This is a genomic window from Micromonospora sp. IBSANI012, from assembly GCF_052814045.1.
The window spans coordinates 4,115,839-4,135,519 of record NZ_CP199933.1; the positions used below are offsets into that span (position 1 = coordinate 4,115,839).

18 protein-coding genes are annotated in these 19,681 nt (G+C 69.9%); 13 read left to right on the forward strand and 5 right to left on the reverse strand.

Going from position 1 to position 19,681, the window contains the following annotated elements; genetic code table 11:
- Positions 1 to 4 precede the first annotated feature (4 nt).
- Positions 5 to 1,825: a glycoside hydrolase family 3 protein gene (locus ACTWM8_RS19010; RefSeq protein WP_446210216.1), complete on the reverse strand. Its 1,821-nt coding sequence runs from the start codon at positions 1,823 to 1,825 to the stop codon at positions 5 to 7.
- A gap of 43 nt (positions 1,826 to 1,868) precedes the next feature.
- Between ACTWM8_RS19010 and ACTWM8_RS19015 the strand changes: the two genes are divergently transcribed.
- The 3 genes from ACTWM8_RS19015 (at position 1,869) to ACTWM8_RS19025 (ending at position 4,651) form a co-directional block, all read left to right on the forward strand.
- Positions 1,869 to 3,071: an aldo/keto reductase gene (locus ACTWM8_RS19015; RefSeq protein WP_446210217.1), complete on the forward strand. Its 1,203-nt coding sequence runs from the start codon at positions 1,869 to 1,871 to the stop codon at positions 3,069 to 3,071.
- 17 nt (positions 3,072 to 3,088) lie between these two features.
- Complete coding sequence (locus ACTWM8_RS19020) at positions 3,089 to 3,949, forward strand: aldo/keto reductase (RefSeq protein ID WP_446210218.1); 861 nt, start codon at positions 3,089 to 3,091, stop codon at positions 3,947 to 3,949.
- A gap of 183 nt (positions 3,950 to 4,132) precedes the next feature.
- A complete protein-coding gene (locus ACTWM8_RS19025) occupies positions 4,133 to 4,651 on the forward strand; it encodes a flavodoxin (RefSeq protein WP_446210219.1) in 519 nt (172 codons plus the stop codon).
- 48 nt (positions 4,652 to 4,699) lie between these two features.
- Here ACTWM8_RS19025 and ACTWM8_RS19030 read toward each other — a convergent pair whose 3' ends face one another.
- Complete coding sequence (locus ACTWM8_RS19030) at positions 4,700 to 5,440, reverse strand: SDR family oxidoreductase (RefSeq protein ID WP_446210220.1); 741 nt, start codon at positions 5,438 to 5,440, stop codon at positions 4,700 to 4,702.
- A 127-nt stretch (positions 5,441 to 5,567) separates the two neighbouring features.
- On the opposite strand from ACTWM8_RS19030, the gene ACTWM8_RS19035 reads away from it, so the two are divergent.
- Complete coding sequence (locus ACTWM8_RS19035; RefSeq protein WP_446210221.1) at positions 5,568 to 6,077, forward strand: RrF2 family transcriptional regulator; 510 nt, start codon at positions 5,568 to 5,570, stop codon at positions 6,075 to 6,077.
- Between the two features lie 338 nt (positions 6,078 to 6,415).
- Here the strand turns inward: ACTWM8_RS19035 and ACTWM8_RS19040 are convergent, their stop codons facing one another.
- Positions 6,416 to 6,655, reverse strand: a complete 240-nt coding sequence (locus tag ACTWM8_RS19040; RefSeq protein WP_357915070.1) for a tautomerase family protein — start codon at positions 6,653 to 6,655, stop codon at positions 6,416 to 6,418.
- A 36-nt stretch (positions 6,656 to 6,691) separates the two neighbouring features.
- Entirely contained in the window at positions 6,692 to 7,408 is a 717-nt protein-coding gene (locus ACTWM8_RS19045) for an SDR family NAD(P)-dependent oxidoreductase (protein WP_446210222.1), read from the reverse strand.
- A 139-nt stretch (positions 7,409 to 7,547) separates the two neighbouring features.
- Here ACTWM8_RS19045 and ACTWM8_RS19050 point away from each other — a divergent pair, with 139 nt between their 5' ends.
- From ACTWM8_RS19050 to ACTWM8_RS19080, 7 genes are all read left to right on the forward strand, one after another.
- Positions 7,548 to 8,165: a TetR family transcriptional regulator C-terminal domain-containing protein gene (locus tag ACTWM8_RS19050; protein WP_446210223.1), complete on the forward strand. Its 618-nt coding sequence runs from the start codon at positions 7,548 to 7,550 to the stop codon at positions 8,163 to 8,165.
- Positions 8,166 to 8,447: 282 nt separating this feature from the next.
- Entirely contained in the window at positions 8,448 to 9,359 is a 912-nt protein-coding gene (locus ACTWM8_RS19055) for an MBL fold metallo-hydrolase (protein ID WP_446210224.1), read from the forward strand.
- Positions 9,360 to 9,572: 213 nt separating this feature from the next.
- Positions 9,573 to 11,729: an amylo-alpha-1,6-glucosidase gene (locus ACTWM8_RS19060; protein WP_446210225.1), complete on the forward strand. Its 2,157-nt coding sequence runs from the start codon at positions 9,573 to 9,575 to the stop codon at positions 11,727 to 11,729.
- A gap of 275 nt (positions 11,730 to 12,004) precedes the next feature.
- Positions 12,005 to 12,955, forward strand: a complete 951-nt coding sequence (locus ACTWM8_RS19065) for an NADP-dependent oxidoreductase (protein WP_446210226.1) — start codon at positions 12,005 to 12,007, stop codon at positions 12,953 to 12,955.
- Positions 12,956 to 13,287: 332 nt separating this feature from the next.
- Positions 13,288 to 14,667: a ferredoxin reductase family protein gene (locus ACTWM8_RS19070; protein WP_446210227.1), complete on the forward strand. Its 1,380-nt coding sequence runs from the start codon at positions 13,288 to 13,290 to the stop codon at positions 14,665 to 14,667.
- A 45-nt stretch (positions 14,668 to 14,712) separates the two neighbouring features.
- Positions 14,713 to 15,195: an FMN-binding protein gene (locus ACTWM8_RS19075; protein ID WP_446210228.1), complete on the forward strand. Its 483-nt coding sequence runs from the start codon at positions 14,713 to 14,715 to the stop codon at positions 15,193 to 15,195.
- Positions 15,192 to 15,926: an FAD:protein FMN transferase gene (locus tag ACTWM8_RS19080; protein ID WP_446210229.1), complete on the forward strand. Its 735-nt coding sequence runs from the start codon at positions 15,192 to 15,194 to the stop codon at positions 15,924 to 15,926. The genes ACTWM8_RS19075 and ACTWM8_RS19080 overlap by 4 nt, the downstream gene beginning before the upstream one ends.
- Before the next feature lie 51 nt (positions 15,927 to 15,977).
- On the opposite strand, the gene helR is transcribed toward ACTWM8_RS19080, so the two are convergent.
- Positions 15,978 to 18,122, reverse strand: a complete 2,145-nt coding sequence (gene helR / locus ACTWM8_RS19085; protein ID WP_446214596.1) for an RNA polymerase recycling motor ATPase HelR — start codon at positions 18,120 to 18,122, stop codon at positions 15,978 to 15,980.
- A 290-nt stretch (positions 18,123 to 18,412) separates the two neighbouring features.
- On the opposite strand from helR, the gene ACTWM8_RS19090 reads away from it, so the two are divergent.
- Entirely contained in the window at positions 18,413 to 18,754 is a 342-nt protein-coding gene (locus ACTWM8_RS19090) for a hypothetical protein (protein ID WP_446210230.1), read from the forward strand.
- 169 nt (positions 18,755 to 18,923) lie between these two features.
- Positions 18,924 to 19,559 (forward strand): class I SAM-dependent methyltransferase, encoded by a 636-nt coding sequence (locus tag ACTWM8_RS19095; RefSeq protein WP_446210231.1) that lies wholly within the window; start codon positions 18,924 to 18,926, stop codon positions 19,557 to 19,559.
- Positions 19,560 to 19,681: the final 122 nt, after the last annotated feature.

Here is a 19,681-nt window from a genome sequence, read left to right on the forward strand (position 1 = left end):
CCTCCTACCAGGTCAGGCCGTGGCCGTAGGGGTAGAGCACGGTGCCCGCGCCCTCGGCCGTGGGGATCGTGACGGGCAGCCGCCCCCGGGGGGACAGCTCGCCGTGCAGCGCGCGGACGAGCGCGTCCATCGCCGCCCGGGTGTACGAGTAGGTCGCCAGATAGGTGGTCACGCCTGGCAGGTGGGCGATGTCGTAGGGGTCCCGCACCGCCACCACCACCACGGGTTTTCCGGTGGCGAGCAGCGCCGCGACGAGACGCTGCTGGGTGGCCCGCGGATCGGTGATGGTGGTGTCCCACGCCTTGTTGACCAGCACGACGGTGAGGTCGTGCTCCGCCGCCTGGGTGGCCGTCGCGGCGATCACCGCGTCGGACGGCAGCGTCGCCGGCCGGGCGGTGGCCCGGGCGCCGCGGGCGGTGAACCCGTCGGCGACCGTCGCGATCGGAGCGAAGGCCGCGGTGTTCCAGCCGGTGACCAGCACCGACCGGTTGGTGCCGGCCAGCGGCAGCAGCCCGGCGTCGTTGCGCACCGCGGTGAGCGTCGGGTCGGTGACCTGGGTGACGGCGGCGAGGTGCTCCGGCGCCCCGACCGTCCGTACCGCCTCCTCGACGTCGACCAGCGGCGACCGGGCCAGCCCCTGCCGGTACTTCATGCCGAGGATGCGCCGCACCGACTCGTCGATCCGCCGCTCGGTCAGCTCGCCCGTGGCGACGGCCCGCAGCACCGCGTCCCGCGCCAGCGCGAGGTTCGGCGGCATCAGCAACTGGTCGGCGCCGGCCTTGATCGCCAGTACGGGCACCCGCTCGTCGCCGTACTTCTGCCGCACGCCGGCCATGTTCAGCGCGTCGGTGACGATGACTCCCCGGAAGCCGAGTTCACCACGCAGCACGCCGGTGAGGATCGTCGGCGACAACGTCGCGGGGTCGCCGGACGGGTCGAGCGCGGGCACCACGATGTGCGCGGTCATGATCGAGTCGACGCCCGCGCTGATCGCCCGCCGGAACGGCGGCGCGTCGATCCGGTCCCACTCCGCCCGGCTGTGGTTGATCACCGGCAGGCCGGTGTGGCTGTCGGTGGCCGTGTCGCCATGGCCGGGGAAGTGCTTGGCCACCGCGGTCACGCCGGCGCCGTCCTGGAACCCGGCGACCTGCGCGGCGGTCAGCTCGGCCACCAGGGTGGGATCGGCGCCGAAGGACCGTACCCCGATGACCGGGTTGCCGGGGTTGACGTTGACGTCGGCGATCGGCGCGTACGGCTGGTGGATGCCCACCGCGCGCAGCTCCCGCCCGGTGATCTCCGCCGACGTGCGCGCGTCCTGCGGTGAGCGCCCGGCGCCCAGCGCCATCGCGCCGGGGAACTGCGCGGCGGGAGCGGGCATGCGCAGCACCGTGCCCTGCTCCTGGTCGGTGGAGATGAGCAGGGGGACGCGCCCCTTGCTGCCGTCGCCGAGGGCGGCCCGCTGGAGACCGTTGGAGAGGCCGGCGATCTGACGGGGACTGTCCAGGTTGTGGGACCAGGAGAAGTAGCAGACGCCGCCGAGGTGGAACCGGTCGATGACCTCGGCCGGAGTCTCGACGCCGAACGCGGCGCGGTTCGCGGCGCGGTCGGCGGCCGTCGGCTCGGTGGCGTCACTGCCGTAGACGTAGGTGGAGAAGAGCTGCCCGACCTTCTGCGCCAGGCTCATGTGCCGCAGCGTCGAGGTCACCCAGCCCTGCTCGGCGGTGGGCGGGCGCGCGGGCTCGGCCGAGGCGTGGACGGGGAGCGGCGCGAGGGTGGTCACCAGGGTGGCCACCAGGACGGTCGCGGTGACGGATCGGGTCTTCATAGACGACGACCTCTCAGTCCGGGTGGCTGAAACTTAGCTACATATGAATGAGCAGTCAAGAAGGTTAGCTACAAGATGTTCACTGTGCGCCTGGCGCGCTCTGTCGACGGCGGACCCGGCGCTGTCTGGGAGGTTCTGTCAGTACCGGTCTCAGCAGGCACTGCCACGGCGCGAGCGTTGGGGGTTCTCTGGATGGTGCCCGCCGCCCGCCCCTGCAAGCAGCCCGCACGACACGTTCACCTACGGAAGGATCACGACTGTGGACAAGCGCATCCTCGGCGCCGGCCTGGAGGTGTCGGCCCTCGGGCTCGGCTGCATGGGCATCAGTTCCGGCCTCGGCCCCGCCGCGAACCGTGCGGACGGCATCGCGGTCATCCGCGCCGCCGTGGAACACGGCGTCACGTTCTTCGACACCGCCGAGGTGTACGGCCCGTTCGTCAACGAGGAACTCGTCGGCGAGGCCCTCGCCCCGTTCCGCGGCCAGGTCGCGATCGCCACCAAGTTCGGGTTCGCGTTCGACGCCGACGGCCGGCAGGCCGGTCTGAACAGTCGGCCCGAGCACATCAGGCAGGTCGCCGATGCCTCCCTGCAGCGGCTCGGCGTGGAGTCGATCGATCTGTTCTACCAGCACCGCGTCGACCCGGACGTGCCCATCGAGGACGTCGCCGGAGCGGTCAGGGACCTGATCCAGGCCGGAAAGGTGAAGCACTTCGGCCTGTCCGAAGCCGGTGTGCGGACCATCCGCCGGGCCCACGCCGTACAGCCCGTCACGGCCCTGCAGAGCGAGTACTCCCTGTGGTGGCGCGAGCCCGAAGCCGAGATCCTACCGACGCTGGAGGAGCTCGGCATCGGCTTCGTCCCGTTCAGCCCGCTTGGCAGGGGATTCCTCACCGGCACGATCGAGCAGAGCGCGACGTTCGCCGGCTCGGACATCCGCAGCAGCATCCCCCGCTTCGCGCCCGAGGCGCGGCAGGCCAACCAGGCCCTGGTCGACCTGCTCGGCACGGTCGCCGCCCGGAGGTACGCCACACCCGCGCAGGTGGCGCTCGCCTGGCTGCTCGCACAGAGGCCGTGGATCGTGCCGATCCCGGGCACCCGCAACCCGCGGCGCCTACAGGAGAACGTCGGTGCCGCCAAGCTCGAGCTGACCGCCGACGACCTCGCCGAGATCGCGGACGCGGTCACGAAGATCGAGGTTCACGGCGACCGCTACCCCGAGCAGCTGCAGCGACTCATCGACCGCTGAAAAGGAAAGGTCACCTCATGTCCATCGACATTCCGCAGGTCACGCTGAACAACGGCGTGCAGATGCCCATCCTCGGCTTCGGCGTCTACCAGATCCCCGCAGAGCAGACCGAGCAGGCCGTGGCGGACGCCCTGGCCGCCGGCTACCGGCTCCTCGACACCGCTGCCGCCTACGGCAACGAGGAGGCCGTCGGACGCGCGATCCTCAAGAGCGGCATCCCACGGGAGGAGCTGGTCGTCACCACCAAGCTGTGGGTCCAGGACACCGGCGAGGAGAACACCCGGCGGGCCTTCGACGCGTCGCTGGAGCGCCTCGGCCTGGACCACCTCGACCTGCACCTGATCCACCAGCCGTTCGGCGACGTGTACGGCTCGTGGCGCGCCATGGAGCGCCTGAACCGGGAGGGCCGGGTCAGGGCGATCGGCGTGTCGAACTTCCACCCGGACCGCCTGGTCGACCTGATCGAGCACCACGACGTCACCCCGGCTGTCAACCAGATCGAGACGCACCCGTTCTTCCAGCGCACGGCCGACCAGGAGATCATGCGCGAGCGCGGGGTGCAGATTGAGTCCTGGGGGCCGTTCGCCGAGGGCAGGAACAACCTGTTCTCCGACCCGGTCCTGACCGAGATCGGCGCCGGCTACGGCAAGTCCGTGGCCCAGGTCGTCCTGCGGTGGCTCGTTCAGCGCGGCGTCGTGGTGATCCCGAAGTCCGTGCGCGCCGAGCGGATGGCGCAGAACATCGACATCTTCGACTTCGCGCTCACCGACGAGCAGATGGCGCGCATCGCGGGCATGGACACCGGCGCGTCGCTGTTCTTCGACCACCGCGACCCGGCCATGGTCAGCCGGATCAGCAGCGTCCGGATCCACGACTGAGGCGGTGGCGAAGTGGCTGACGACCAGGCGAGCAGGGTGCCGCGACGCGCGGTTGTCCGGGGTGCCCTGCTCGGGGTCGCCGGCGCGGCGGTCGGTGCCACGGTGAGCGGCTGCACCGCTTCCCGGCGGGCCGGGGACGAGCCCCGGCCCGCCGCCAGCCGGCCCCGCTCCCCCGGAGGCACCGTGCTGCTGGCCTACTTCTCCCGTGCGGGCGAGAACTACCACTACGGCGGACGAAGGCGCCTGACGATCGGCAACACCGAGGTCGTCGCGCAGATGATCAGCCGGCTCATCAACTGCGACGTGCACCGCATCCAGGCCGCCGATCCCTATCCCGACGACTACTCGGCGACGGTCGACCGCAATGTCCGCGAACAGGACGCCGACGCCCGACCCGCCGTGGCGAACCCGCTGGCCTCGGTCGAGCGCTACGACACGGTGCTGCTGGGCAGCCCGATCTGGAACGTCCGAGCGCCGATGATCATGTCGGCCTTCGTCGAGGGCCTGAACCTCACCGGCAAGACCATCCATCCGTTCACCACGCACGCGATGAGCGGCCTCGGCACCACCGAACGCGACTACACCGCCTCATGCCCGGGCGCGACCCTCCGGGAGGGTCTCGCCGTCCGGGGTGAAGAAGCGGCAGACGCCGGCCCGGCCGTCGAGTCGTGGCTGCGCCGCATCGGCGTGCTCCTCCGCTGACGCCGGACCGCTCAGGTGAACGTCATCGACTGACACCGCGCACCCCGGTCAGCGGGCCGACTGGACCCAGTCCTGGTAGTGGGTGGGTGCCAGGTGTGCGTCCGGGCCCGCGATGATCGCGTCGCCGGTGACGGCCGCGAACAGGCCGGCCTTGTCGTCGGTGACGACGTTCCGGTCGTCGTGCTGTGCGGCCAGGGTGAGCCTGCCGAGGTCGTCGAGGGCGAAGACGTCCGGGCCGGCGATGTTCCGGATGCCGTTCAGCGGCGAACCGATGGCGACATCGACGACTTCGTCGACGATGTCCGCGGAGGCCATCGGCTGGATACGGGTGGCGGGCAGGCGGACGGTGGTGTCGTCGGAGGTCCAGGACATGGTCGCGTTCATGAATTCGAAGAACTGGGTGGCCCGCACGATGGAGTACGGCGTCGGCCCCTGCCGGAGCAGGTCTTCCTGCAGGGTCTTGGCGCGGTAGTAGTCGAGCTGGGGCACCTGATCCACACCGACGATCGAGAGGACCACCTGGTGCCGGACGCCGGCGCGCTCCCCGGCGGCCAGCAGTTTGGTCATGGAGGTACGGAAGAAGTCGAGCGAGGCCTCGTCGAAGGTCGGCGAGTTCGAAACGTTGACAACGACGTCGGCGCCCTCCAGCGCCTCGTCCAGGCCCTTCCCCGTGAGCAGGTCGACGCCGGTCGACAGCGACGCGGGGACGGCCTTATGTCCGGCCGCGGTCAGCTTCTGGACCACCTGCGAGCCGATCAGTCCGGTCCCACCGACGACTGTGAGCTTCATGGCTCTCACCCTTCCACGCGCGCCGCGCAGGCACGCCAGATTTGTCGAGGACCCCGCCTCGAACTCGGACAACTCTTGTCCGAGAAAGTAGTCGGATAAACTTTGTCCGAGTCAAGCGGGGGGTCGGATGAAGCTGTCAGGTGGAGTCGAGTGGGCACTGCACTGCTGCGTGGTGCTGACCACGGCGACGGAGCCCGTGCCGGCTGCCCGGCTCGCGGAACTGCACGACGTCTCCGGCAGCTATCTGGCCAAACAGCTGCAGGCACTCTCCCGCGCCGGCCTCGTGACCTCCGTGCAGGGCAAGGCGGGCGGATACGTCCTGACCAGATCACCCGAACTGATCACCATGCTCGACGTCGTCACCGCCGTCGACGGCGCTCAGCCCGCGTTCGTCTGCACCGAGATCCGCCAGCGCGGCCCCCTGGCGACACCGCAGGAGGCCTGCACACGGCCGTGCCCCATCGCCCGCGCGATGGCCGCCGCCGACGCCGCCTGGCGCGCCGCCCTACAGGCGATTTCCATCGCAGACCTCGCCGGCAGTGTCGACGACGACTACGGCCCTGCCGCGCTCGCCGGCTTGGGCACCTGGCTCACCGCACGGAACGAGGGCGACACCGCGCCTGGCGAGCGAGGGTGATCGCGGAGGGCGGCTGTCTGATCCAGCGCCCCTGACGGGACCTAGCCGGCATCGACAACGTCGCTGCGCGGATCAGCGAAGGTGTGATCACGGCGGAGCCTGGCCGTGGATCGACCTGGACGCCAGCCCGACCGGCAGCCGGCTCAGCCGGCGCGGCGAGCCCGGTCGCACGGCCGGAGACGATGATCGGCCGGTGGGCGAAGCGCTGGCTTCGCCCACCGGCCGATTGCCTCCCCTTGGTGGGGAAAGGCTGCCATCGGTCCTGTCGGTGCGGGTTCACGACGACGTCACCCACTGCCGCCGTCCGCAGCGCACGCCGCGGTACTGGGCAGGCGGTCCTATTCGCTGGAGCGTGACCGCTGCTGTTCGCGGTACTGCTCGACCGGCAGGCCGCCCCGGCCCCAGTTCTCGGTCTCGACCTCGTCGATGACGACGAAGGTCGAGTCCAGCGGCTTGTTGAGGACGTCGCGCAGCAGTTCGCTCACGCCCTTGATCAGCGCGGCCTTCTCCTCGGCGGTCGCCGCCGACGCGCCGGGCGTGCTGCCCTCGCGGGTGATCTGGATGTTGACGATCGGCATGGGATGCTCCTGTCTACGGGTTGCAGTGATGGCGGGTCAGCGCCCGGCGTTCTGGCCGCCGTCGACGTGCAGGATCTCGCCGGTGACGAAGGGCGCGGATTCGAGGTAGATGACGGCGTCGACCACGTCGCTGGTCTCGCCGATCCGGCCGACCGGGTGCAGGCCGGCGAGCGCGTCGTGGGTCTCGACCGGGTGCATCGGGGTCTTGATGATCCCGGGCGCGACAGCGTTGACCCGGACCCCACGACTGGCGTACTCGATGGCCAGCGACTTGGTCGCGGAGCTGAGGCCACCCTTGGTCAACGACGCGAGCGCGGACGGGACGTGTGAGCTGGGCTGGTCCACCAGGCTGGTCGTGATGCTGACGATGTGACCGTTGCCGGTTGCCAGCAGGTGCGGCAGGACCCGCCGGGTGAGGTGGAAGAACCCGAGGAGGTTGACCTTGGTGACCTGGTCGAAGTCCTCGTCGGTGTAGTCGGTGAACGGCTTGGCGACGAAGATGCCGGCGTTGTTGACCAGGCTGTCGATGCGGCCGAAACGCTCCACCGCCGCGTCGACCACCCGCTGCGCGGTGTCGGGGTCGGCGATGTCGCCCCGGATGGTGACGATGTCCGAATCATGGGCATCGCCGATCGAGCGTGAGGTTGCCACGACGCCGTATCCGAGCTTGCGGTACGCGTCCACGAGGCCGGCGCCGATGCCCTGGGAGGCACCGGTGATCACGGCGACCTTCTGACCCTGACTGCTGCTCATGACGAACCACTTCCTGACTGGCCGAAGCCCTGGTAGGACGGCGGCTGACGGGGCCGGGAGCCGCGATCGCGGCAGCCCGGATGACCACTAGACGACTGGTCGACTAAAAGCTAGCCGACCGGTCGTGTATCGTCAAAGCATGGGTCGGACCAGTGATGCGCGGAACAAACTCCTCGACGCGGCCGCCACGCTGATCGAGCAGCGCGGCTACGCGGCGCTGGGGGTCGCCGAGATCTGCGCGACCGCCGGCGTGCCGAAGGGCAGCTTCTACTACTTCTTCGAGTCCAAGCAGGCGCTCGCCCTCACCGTCATCGACGAGCACTGGGCGACCCAGCGCCGCCAGTGGGAGGAGTTGCTCGGCAGCGGACACGACCCGCTGCGCAGCCTGCGGGACCTGTTCGAGGCCACCGAGGAGGTGCAGCGCGCCGGGCAGCAGCAGGTCGGGCTGGTCGCCGGCTGCCTGTTCGGCAACCTCGCCCTCGAACTCAGCAACCAGGCGGAGGAGATCCGCCGTCGGCTCCAGGAGATCTTCGAGGCCCAGATCGACCTCATCGAGCAGGTGGTCCTCGAGGCGAAGAAGCAGGGCCAGGCCGGTCCGTCGGTCGAACCCCGGGAGGCCGCCCGGTCCATCGTCGCCCAGATCGAGGGGCGGGTCCTGCTCGCGAAGCTGCTCAACGATCCGGGGCAGCTCGAGACGCTGTGGCGCAACTGCCTGGACCTGCTCCAGGTGCCGGCGCAGGCGCGGCCGACCGACTGAGCGACCCCGGCGGCACAGGCTGGTGCGGAGCCTCCGAGCCATCGGATGGGTCCGCCGCGCCCGCAGGTGTCCCCTTGCGGATGAGCATCGGGCGATGCGGCTGCCGGCCCGGACCCCGCCGAGGACGATCGAGCGTGCGCCAGCCGGTTCGTCGCGCAGTGACCGCGGCGCACCGTAGCGGGCACCGTTGGTCAGTGCGGTTGGCGAGGCAGGGAGCCACACGTGTCGAAAACGCCGTACTCGGACCTTGCCGAGCGAGCGCGAGAGCTACCGACGGCCCCGGTGCCGCAGGCCGCCCTGGGCCCCGAGGTCCCCGAGGCCGGGTACGTCCTGGAGGAGATCGCCGACGGGGTGTTCTGGCTCAGTGAGGGCATGTACCAGATGATGTTCGTGGTCACGGACGAAGGCGTCATCGCCGTCGACGCGCCACCCACCCTCGGCCACAACATTCTCCGCGCGATCGGCAGCGTGACCAGCCGCTCCATCACCCAGGTCGTCTACAGCCACCAGCACTCCGACCACGTCGGAGCGATGTCGGTCTACCCCGAGGACGTACCGCGCTACGCGCACCGGATCACGGCGGAACGACTCGCGCTGCTCCGCGACCCCACCCGCCCGCTGCCGACACACGTCTTCGACGACACGCTGACCATCGATGCGGGAGACCACAGCCTCCAGCTCGACTACAAGGGCCCCAACCACGCCGAGGGAAACATCTTCATCTACGCCCCGACGCAACGCGTGCTGATGCTCGTGGACGTGATCTTCCCGGGCTGGGTCCCGTTCTCCAACCTCGCCGTCTCCGCGAACATCCCCGGCTTCGTCAACGCTCAGGAACAGGCGCTCGAATACCCGTTCGACAAGCTCGTCGGCGGACACGTGACGCGGCCCGGCACCCCGGACGATGTCCGGACGCAGATCGAATACCTGCAAGACCTGCGCTCCACCACCGAGGCAGCTCTCTCCTCGGTCGACGTGCAGAAGCTCCTGGCCCCGGTCGACGCCACCAACGTCTGGGCCATCTTCAAGACCTACCTCGACGCCGTGGCCGCCCGGGCCGCCGATGAACTCGTTCCGCGGTGGAGCCAGCGTCTGGGCGGGGCCGACATTTTCACGCTGCCGAACGCATGGGCGATGGCCGAATCCCTCCGGCTGGATTACGGCAGCATGGGTCCGTTCGGCATCGCGCCCTGAGGCGACCACGGACCCCGCACCGGCGGCGCGACACGAACCCCCGATGACGCCACCCAAGGGGCAGCGGGCATGACCCGGGGCCTCGCGGTCCAGCCCGCAAGGCCGTACCCAGACAGATGCGCCGATCTGCCTGCAGGACGTGAAGGGCGCTCATAGGCTGCGGACACGCGCCCGCCTTGACGCGAGCCCCACTCGCAGCAGAAGGAGGTGTCGGTGTCGGCAACATCCGGGCGTCCCACGCCCGCGGATCCGATGGTCACCGGGACCGCCCGGCGCGTGCCGAGCGGCGCCTGCCGTGACCTCCCGCCCGAGTTGGGCCCGGACGCGATCGGCGTGTTGGAAGGGCGCACCTTCATGCTCTCCGACGCCGTGGGGAACGTGCCGGACGGGTCCATCGGCGGGCTCGTGCACGACGACACCCGCTTCGTGAGCAGGTGGGTGCTGACGATCGGCGACGCACCGCTGCTGGTCCTCTCCTCCGGCACCGTCGACCCGTACTCGGCGGCCTTCTTCCTGGCCAACTCCGCGCTACCCGGGCTGCCGGCCAACCGGGTCGGCGTGCGGCGGCAACGGTTCGTCGGCGACGGGCTCTACGAGCGGGTCGAGCTGCGCTACTTCGGCATCGAGCCGGCAGAGGTGCGGCTGCGGCTCGCGGTGGGAACCGATTTCGCGGACCTGTTCGAGATCAAGGAGTCCGGCCGGGACCGTAGCCCGCACATCGTCCGCCGGCACGCGCCGGACGGGTCGGCCCTCGAGTTCGCGTACCGCAACGGCGACTACGCGGCGACGGTGCGGATCGAAGCTGACCCGCCGGCCGACCTGGTGGACGGAGACGCGCTGGAATGGAACCTGCGGCTGGCGCGCGGACAGCAGTGGGGCTGTGAGCTGTGGGTACCGCTGCGCTGCGGCGAGGAGGACTACCGCCCCGCGCCCCGCGAGTTCGGACAGGCCGTTGACCACGGCATGGAGGATCCGTCGACCCGGTGGGCGGCGAGCAAGCCGCACCTGCACGCGGACGCCGACCTGGTCCGGGACGTCTACCACAAGTCGGCGGTGGATCTCGTGTCGATGCGGATCGAGAAGACCATCGCCGGGGAACCGGTCGTGCTGATCGCCGCCGGCCTGCCGTGGTTCCTGACCGTCTTCGGCCGGGACACCCTGATCACCGCGTACCAGACCATGATGTGCGGCCCGGACGTCGCCCGCGGCGCCCTGATCGTGCTGGCCGCCCACCAGGCCACCACGTTCGACGAGTTTACCGACCGGGAACCGGGCAAGATCTTCCACGAGTACCGGTCGGGCGAGCTGACCCGGCTCGGCCTCAAGCCCTACCGTCCCTACTACGGCGGCGCCGACACCACCGCGCTGTGGCTGATCCTGCTGTCGGAGTACTGGCGGTGGACCCGCGACGACGAACTCGTCCGCCGGCTGCGCGGCAACGCCGACGCCGCCCTGGGTTGGATCGACCAGCACGGCGACCGCGACGGCGACGGCTACGTCGAGTACGCCACCCGCTCCGACCAGGGCCTGGGCAACCAGTGCTGGCGGGACTCCCCCGACGGCGTGCAGTACGCCGACGGGACCGTCCCGGTCCTGCCGATCGCCACCTGCGAGACGCAGGGCTACACCTACGACGCCAAGGTGCGCCTCGCGGAACTCGCCGACGGTCCCTGGCAGGACCCGGACCTGGCCCGCCGGCTGCGGGCGGAGGCCGACCGGCTGCGTGAGCAGTTCGACCGGGACTACTGGATCCCGCGCCGGGGCGGCTACTACGCCGTCGGGCTGGACGGGGACAAGCGGCCCATCGACTCGATGACCTCCAACATGGGTCATCTGCTGTGGAGCGGCATCGTGCCCGAGGATCGCGCCGGGCACGTCGCCCGGCAGCTCATGTCCGACGAGATGTTCTCCGGCTGGGGTGTCCGCACCCTGTCCACCGCCGACACCGGCTACAACCCCATCGGCTACCACCTCGGCACCGTCTGGCCGCACGACAACTCCATCATCGCGGCCGGCCTCGCCCGCTACGGCTACCGGGACGAGGCGAACCGCATCGCCATGGGCATGCTGGAGGCCGCCCGCCACTCCGAGCACCGCCTGCCGGAGGCGATTTCCGGCTACGACCGGTCCTTCGGCCGCCAACCCGTCCCCTACCCCACCGCCTGCAACCCGCAGGCCTGGGCCAGCGGCGCACCCCTGCTCCTACTGCGCACCATGCTCGGCCTGCAACCACAGGCGGACACCCTCGTCGCCGACCCATATCTGCCCGACGAACTCGGCCGAATCCGCCTGCACCGCGTGATGGCCGGGGGCCGGCGGTGGAACATCGACGCCATCGGCCGCCACACCACCCTCACGGAAGCGACGTGACGGCCGGGAGCGGAGGGGGCGGGCGGCGTGTCGGTCGCAGGAAGGTAGCGGGCGGCGACGTTTCTTCGGCGCGGACGGGTGAGCCGACGCCAGGTGCAGGCGGAAATCAGGACTGGTGACGGTGCTCGGCGACGCTTGTCTGCGTCCGAGGGCAAGGGATTGCGGAAGTTCGGCGGGCGGCTGCCGAGCCGCCAGATAATGCGAAGGTCAGCCTGGGTTCATCCTTCGGGGCCGGCGGGCTGATCGACATGCCTCGGGAAGGGAGCAGCCGTCGGATGAGCACGATGCACGCCGTGAGGGCTCACAGCCGGGGCGGCCCGGAGCAACTCGTGTACGAGGAGGCGCCGCGGCCCGAGCCGGGGCCTGGTGAGGTGTTGGTGGCCGTGAAGGCCGCTTCCATGACACCCCGCGAGCTCACCTGGCCGGAGACCTGGACCCACAGCTCGGAGGGGACAGGACCCGAACGCACCCCGATCATTCCGTCGCACGAGTTTTCCGGGGTCGTCGCGGCGTGCGGCGCGGGGGTGGAGAGCCCCGCCGAGGGAGAGGCCGTCTACGGGTTGATCCCGTTCACCCGGGATGGCGCTGCCGCCGAGTACGTCACCCTGCCCGCGGCCGTCGTGGCGGCCAAACCCACCACCGTCGACCATGACCACGCGGCGGCGCTCCCACTGGCTGCGCTGAGCGCCTGGCAGGCACTGGTGGACCACGCCGATCTGCAGGCCGGCCAGCACGTGCTGGTGCAGGGCGGCGCCGGCGGCGTGGGTAGCTACGTGGTACAGCTCGCGGCCAGCCTCGGTGCTCGCGTGAGCGCCACGGCGGCGGCGGCCGACCTGGAGTTCGTCAAGGATCTGGGTGCCGAGCAGGCCATCGACTATGCGCACGACCGCTTCGAGGATCACGTCCGCGACCTGGACGTCGTCGTTGACCTCGTCGGAGGAGCCACGCAGTCGCGGTCCTGGTCCGTTCTGAAGCCGGGCGGCATTCTGATCAGCCTCTCCACGCCTCCGGACCAGCAGGAAGCAGCCCGGCACGGCGTCCGCGGGGTGTACTTCATCGTCGAGCCCGAGCAGGACGCGTTGGATTCCATCGCCGAGCTCGTCGACCACGGCCACTTGCGGCCGGTGCTGGACCGGGTACTGCCCCTCACCGAGACGCGCTCGGGTTACGAGGCGCTCGAGACGGGCAAACGCCGCGGCAAAATCGTCATCCACGTCGCCGACTAGGGCCAGCTTCCGATCCGTCATCGACGACTCGACGCTGCCCACGCCCCGCGCCTGACCGCCGGTTCGCTCCCCCGCTGACATGAACGGCGCGGATGCGGGAAGAAGCGGTTTCCCTGTGAGCGATCAGGTCGAGCCGGCGACGCGCGTGAGGAGGGTTGCTTCCTGACTCGCGGGCTGATAGCCGCGATCGCGCTCAATCATCTTTGCCCGGTGCGATGTCTTCTGACCGATTCTCCGATCGCACCACGCTCGCCGCCGGAGCCCGGAATGGCGATGGGGGAAATCCGACGGTTGACGGGCGAACAGGCGGGGCGGGTGCGGGAGGGGGTGTCGTGACGGGAAAGGCGCAGGCGGCCAGGCCCGTACGAACCACCGCGTCGACGTGGTGGGCCGATGCGATCGCCTCGGCTGCCGCGGTCAGCCTTCTGGTCGTCGTCGCGCTCTGGGTGCGAGGCGGCGGTGTGCAGGGGCTTCGGGGCTGGGCGGCGGGCCTGACGTCGCTCGGCCGGTTGACCGGGCTCGTCGCGGCCGACCTGCTGCTCATCCAGGTGCTGCTGATGGCGCGCGTGCCCTGGATCGAGCGCACCTACGGACAGGACGTGCTCGCCCGTTGGCACCGCGTCGTCGGGTTCACGTCCTTCGATCTGATGCTCGTACACATCCTGCTGATCACGGTCGGGTACGCCGCGACGGATGGGGTCTCCGTGACAGGCGAGGCGTGGACCCTCGTCACCACGTACCCGGGAATGTTGCTGGCGGTCGCCGGGGCGGCCGCCCTGACGATGGTCGTGCTCACCTCCCTGCGGGCCGCGCGGCGGCGGCTGCGCTACGAGGCGTGGCACCTGCTGCACCTGTACGCCTACCTCGGCGTCGGCCTGGCGCTGCCGCATCAGCTCTGGACCGGGGCCGACTTCACCAGTTCCCGGGCCGCGACGCTGTACTGGTGGACCGCGTACGCCGCGTGCGCCGGCGCGGTGGTCGCCTTCCGGCTCGGGCTGCCGGCCTGGCGGACGCTGCGGCACCGACTCACGATTGCCGCAGTCGTCCCGGAGGCTCCCGGCGTGTACTCGATCTATATGACCGGACGCCATTTGGACCGTTTGCCGGCCCGCGCCGGGCAGTTCTTCCAGTGGCGGTTCCTGAGCGGCCCGGGTTGGAGTCGCGGCCATCCGTACTCGCTGTCCGCGGTACCGAGTGAGGACACGCTGCGGATCACGGTGCGATCCCGGGGCGAGGGCAGCGAGCAGGTATCAAAGTTACGGCCGGGGACCCGTGTGCTGATTGAGGGGCCGTACGGCCGGCTGACCGCCGCCCGGCGCACGGTTCCGCGGCTAGCCATGATCGCGTCCGGTATCGGAATAACCCCGCTGCGGACCTTGTTGGAAGAGTTTCCGTACGCGCCAGGCGAAGCCACGCTGCTGTACCGGGCGCGCTCGGCAGAAGACCTGGTGTTTCGCCAGGAACTGGAGCGCCTCGCGGCCGTCCGTGGCCTGCGCGTGGAGTACCTGTTGGGGCCGCGCGGGCGGGCGGGTTCATGGTTGCCGGCCGGGTTCGGCGACGACGCGAAAGCCCTGCGTGAGCTTGTCCCGGACATCGAGCAGCACGACGTGTTCGTCTGCGGACCGGACGAGTGGATGCGAACGGTCGTACGGGCGGCTCGGCAGGCAGGCGTGCCGGCGGAACGCATTCATCTTGAGCGCTTCACCTGGTAACTCAACCACCCATCCTCATTGCGCTCGCAATCGGAGGAGGACGACATGCGCAAGATCACTATGTGGTTTCTGGCAACGATCGCCGTGGTGGTACTTCTCTTCAGCTACCGGACGTCGACCGGACCCGACAGCTCGCCTCCGGGCGGGACCGTTGGCACAAGCGCGCCAAGCGTGGTGACCGGCCCCGGTGCGCCGACGGACCCCGGGAGATCACGGGGCAACGTCGCACGGTCCGGTTCCACCGCTGTCGCCGACGGCCCAGTCGTGCAGACCAAGCGCGGGCGCGTCCAGGTGCAGGCACACATCAGCGGCGGCCGAATCACCGACATCACGCCGCTGGCGGTGCCGAACGTGAACAACCGCGACCGTGAGATCAACAAGCGCGCGGTGCCGCAGCTGCGCGCCGAGGCGCTCGCCGCGCAGAGCGCGCAGATCGACGCGGTGTCCGGGGCAACGGCGACCAGCGAGGGCTACACGAAGTCGCTCCAGGCCGCGCTGGACTCCGCTCAGTTCAAGGCCAAGCCGTGACCAGGCAGGCATTCGTCGAGCAGATCATGGGTCTGCCCGTCAGCGTGCATGTGCGCGGTCCCGAAGCCGACTCCCCGGCGGCGGCAAACGCCGTCGCCGGGGCCTTCGCCGAACTGCGCGCGATGGACGCCGTCTTCAGCACGTACCGCCCGGACAGCCTGGTGAGCGCGCTGAACCGGGGAGAACCGGTAGACGATCCGTTGGTCGAAGCGGTACTCGACCTGTGTGAGCAGGCGCGGCAGCGTACCGACGGCTACTTCAACGCGTACCTTCCCGAGCCGGGCGGTGGCACCCGCTTCGACCCGTCCGGCCTCGTCAAGGGCTGGGCCGTCGAGCGCGCCGCGGAGCACCTGGAGGGGTACGCGTCCTACCTGAATGCCGGTGGGGACATGACGGTACGCGGATCCTGGCGCGTCGGCATTGAGGATCCGGCACAGCCCGATCAGCTCCTCACCGCCATCGAGGTCGTCGACGGGGCCGTCGCGACCTCGGGCAGTGCACACCGCGGAGCGCACATCGTCGATCCGCACACCGGCGCCCCCGCCCAAGGCCTGCGCTCGGTCACCGTCATCGGGCCGTCCCTGACCTGGGCGGACGTGTACGCCACCGCAGCGGCCGCGCAGGGGCCTGAGGCACTGACATGGCTCGCCACGCTACCCGGGTACGAGGCCCTGCTCGTCGGCGACGACGGTGCCCTACTGGCCACGCCGGGTTGGCCACTGCCCGCATAACGCGAGCTCGACCTGCAGCTCGTCGGACCGCCGAAGAGGTCACTGATCACGTCAGGATCTGGTGAGAATGACGAGTTGCTGGGTCGCTCGGGTCATCGCGACATAGCGGTCGACCGCTCCTTCGATGCCTTCGCCGAATGCCTCCGGGTCGATGAGGACGACCAGGTCGAACTCGAGCCCCTTCGCCAGTTCCGGGGTCAGCGATCGGACGCGGGACGTCGGCTGGAATGTGGGGTCGCCGATGACGCAGGCGATCCCGTCGGCGTGCGCGGCGAGCCAGGTGTCGAGGATCGAGTGCAGATCAGAAGCAGATCCGTGTACGACGGGGACGCCGCTGCTGCGGATGGAGGTCGGCACGTTGGCGTCCGGGAGTACGGCCCGGATGACCGGCTCGGCTTCCGCCATGACCTCCTCCGGCGTCCGGTAGTTGATGCTCAGGGAGGCCAGGTTGATCCGGTCGAGCCCGATCCGCTCGAGCCGTTCCTGCCACGACTCCGTGAACCCGTGCCGGGCCTGGGCGCGGTCCCCGACGATGGTGAAGCTCCGGGACGGGCAGCGCAGCAGCAACATCTGCCACTCCGCGTCGGTCAGTTCCTGAGCCTCGTCCACGACGACGTGCGCGAACGGGCCGGCGAGCAGGTCCGGCTCGGCGCTGGGCAGTACGGCCTCGTCGACCAGAGCATCCTGGAGATCCAGTTGGCGCAGGCTCGACAGCACACCTTCACCATCGTCATAGGCGTGGGCCTCGATCAGCTCGTCGACGACCGTGGCCATGCGTTCCCGTTCGACGGCGACAACGGCGTCCTGCCGACGCTTACGCCCTGACGCCTCCGGGTCGCCGAGCCGCTGCCGTGCCGCGTCCAGGAGTGGCAGGTCGGACACGGTCCACGCCTGGGGGTTGCCGCGCTGCAGCTTCCGAATGTCATCCGGGCTGAGCCAGGGAGCGCACTTGCGCAGATAGGCGGGCACCGACCACAGGTCTCCGACGAGGTCGGTCGCTTCGAGCAGCGGCCAGGCGCGGTTGAAGGTCGTGAGCAGTCCCCTGTTCCGCATCAGCGATCTGCGGACCAGGTCGTCCGGCTCATCGCCGTCGTACTTCTCCATCAGGATCGTCAGCAGCTCTTCCCAGATCTCGTCGCGCGCCTCGTTGTGCGGGGTACCGGGGTCCGGTGCGTCGAACGCCTCGGCCCAGTCGTCAGCGCTCAGCCAGATGTCGGACTCGTCGGTCGTGACCGTCATCGGTGTGGTCGGCGGCTCCTCGTAGAACCTGACGGCCACCTCGATCGCCTTCACCAGGTCCGCGGACGACTTCAGGAAGGCCACGTCCGGGTCGGTCTCGATGGTTGCCGCGGCACCCTCGGGCACCAGGTCCCGCAAGGTGCAGGTCTGCACGTCCTCTTCGCCGAGGCTGGGGAGGACGTCGGCGACGTAGGCGAGGTAGGGCTGGTGCGGACCGACGAACAGCACGCCGCCCCGGCGGTGACCGAGGCGAGGGTCGGCGTAGCGGAGGTAGGCGGTGCGGTGCAGAGCGACGACGGTCTTCCCCGTACCCGGACCGCCGTCGACGACGAGCGCGCCGCTCGATCCCGCGCGGATGATGGCGTCCTGGTCGGCCTGGATCGTGCCGAGCACGTCCCGCATCCGGGCCGACCGGCTGCTGCCCAGGCTGGCGATGAAGGCGGACTGGTCGTCGAGCGCGGCGTGCCCTTCCAACCCGTCCGCGGTGAACACCTCGTCCCAGTAGTCGCTGATCCGGCCGCGGGTCCACCGATACCTGCGGCGGCTCGCCAGACCCATCGGGTTGGCGTGGGTCGCTCCGAAGAACGGCTCAGCCGCCGGGGAGCGCCAGTCGAGCAACAGCCGGCGACCCGCGCTGTCCGTGAGGCCACGCCGCCCGACGTACACCGGCTCGGGGTTGTCCGCGCTGACCAGGCGTCCGATGCACAGGTCCACACCGAAGCGACGCAGGGCACGCAGGCGAGCGGTCAGCCGGCGGACCTCCTGGTCCCGGTCCACCGCCTGCCGGCCTTTGCCGCCGGGCGCCTTGCGCGCGGCATCGAGGCGGTCGGACAGATCGGCGATCGACTGCTCCAGGCTTTCCGCGAGGGCCGCGAAGTGCTGCTCGTCGCGGGCGATCAGCGTCGGGTCGGCCTTCGGGGAAAGGTGCTCGGGAAGGTCAAAGGCGCTGGTGGTCAAGGGCTTCACGGCAGCAGCTCCGATCTGGTGTCCTGGCAATGGGAGACGAGTGCGTGGCGGTCCGTCGACTCAGTGCGGTGCCGCTGTTTCCCGCGCCGCTTTCGTCGCCGGTGAGAATGTTTCGGGTACTCCCATTTCCGCTGGTGCTGGGGCTCGGCCGGCAATTCTGCGGCACGACCGGGGTCTTGCCGCAAGCCCCCCGGTGCGGTATATGTTGAAAGTGGAAGGGAGGGTGCACTCCTCTTTTCTCCTGATCGCCGGCGGAGCGGTCGCACGGAAGATTCACCCACGTGACTGACGGATGGCCGACGGCACTGCGCACCGCGCTCCGGCGGGGGCAGCTGCTCGTCGCCGAGGTCCCCGCCGTCCTGCCTGATCACCGAGCCTGGATCGCCGTCTATCCGGTCCGGCGCCCCGCCTCCCACCGCGACGAGCAGGTCTTCACCATCTTCCACCGCGAGTTCGACAACAGCTACATCGACAGCGACCGGTGCATTGGGCCGGACGATGGCATGACGGACGTGCGAATCGCACAGGCACCGGACGAGAACGCGCTGAACGACGTGCTCATCGGATGGGGCATCGACCCTTGCCAGCTTTCCTACGTCCATCGGACCGACTACCCCGTCTGATCCGCGCCGGCAGCCGCTGCGGAATACAGCCGCGGAGACCGATTCCAACGACGTCGTGGGGGAACCGCGGTGGATATGGCGTAGGCGTGCGGGCGGTTCCCTGTTGCACCCGGACTTGCACCAGTAATTGACTCGGCAACCGGGGCTGAGACTCGTAGCTTGATCCAGCATGAGCAGGGACGACGAGCGTGACGTGGTCCGATCAGGGTACGACGCACTCTCCTACCACTACCGCGCCGATGATGCCGACGACGGCCAGTACGCGCCCTGGTTGGCCGAGCTGCGTCGACGCCTACCGGCCGCAGCAACGATCCTCGACCTCGGCTGCGGCTGCGGCGTGCCGGTCGCCCGCTTCCTCGCGAATGCCGGGCACCACGTCACCGGAGTCGACATCAGCGACGTGCAGATCGAGCGGGCACGCCGACTGGTGCCGACCGGCACGTTCCTGCGCGCCGACGCCACTCGGCTCGAACTGCCACCGATGTCAATCGATGCCGTGGTCTGCCTCTACGCCCTCATCCACATGCCGCTGGCCGACCAGGCACCTCTCATCAATCGGATCGCCACCTGGCTACGCCCCGGAGGCTGGCTGCTGGCCACCGTCGGCCACGAGGCCTGGACCGGCAGGGACGACAACTGGCTCGGCGGCGCCGCCGCCATGTGGTGGAGCCACGCCGACGCCGCCACCTACCGCGCTTGGCTGCGACACGCGGGGCTCACGATCACCTCCGAGGACTTCGTTCCCGAGGGCAGCAGCGGACACACCCTTTTCTGGGCGCAGCGCCAAGCTGCGGAGCGATCTTGACCCTGAGGAGCGCTGTGAGCGGCGGCGAGCCTGGCGCTGACGATCGGACGGCTGTGGCGCTGCCGGACGAACGTCGCCTGGGGTACTCCCAACCCCCTGCCCGGTGGCTAGTGCTCTGACCA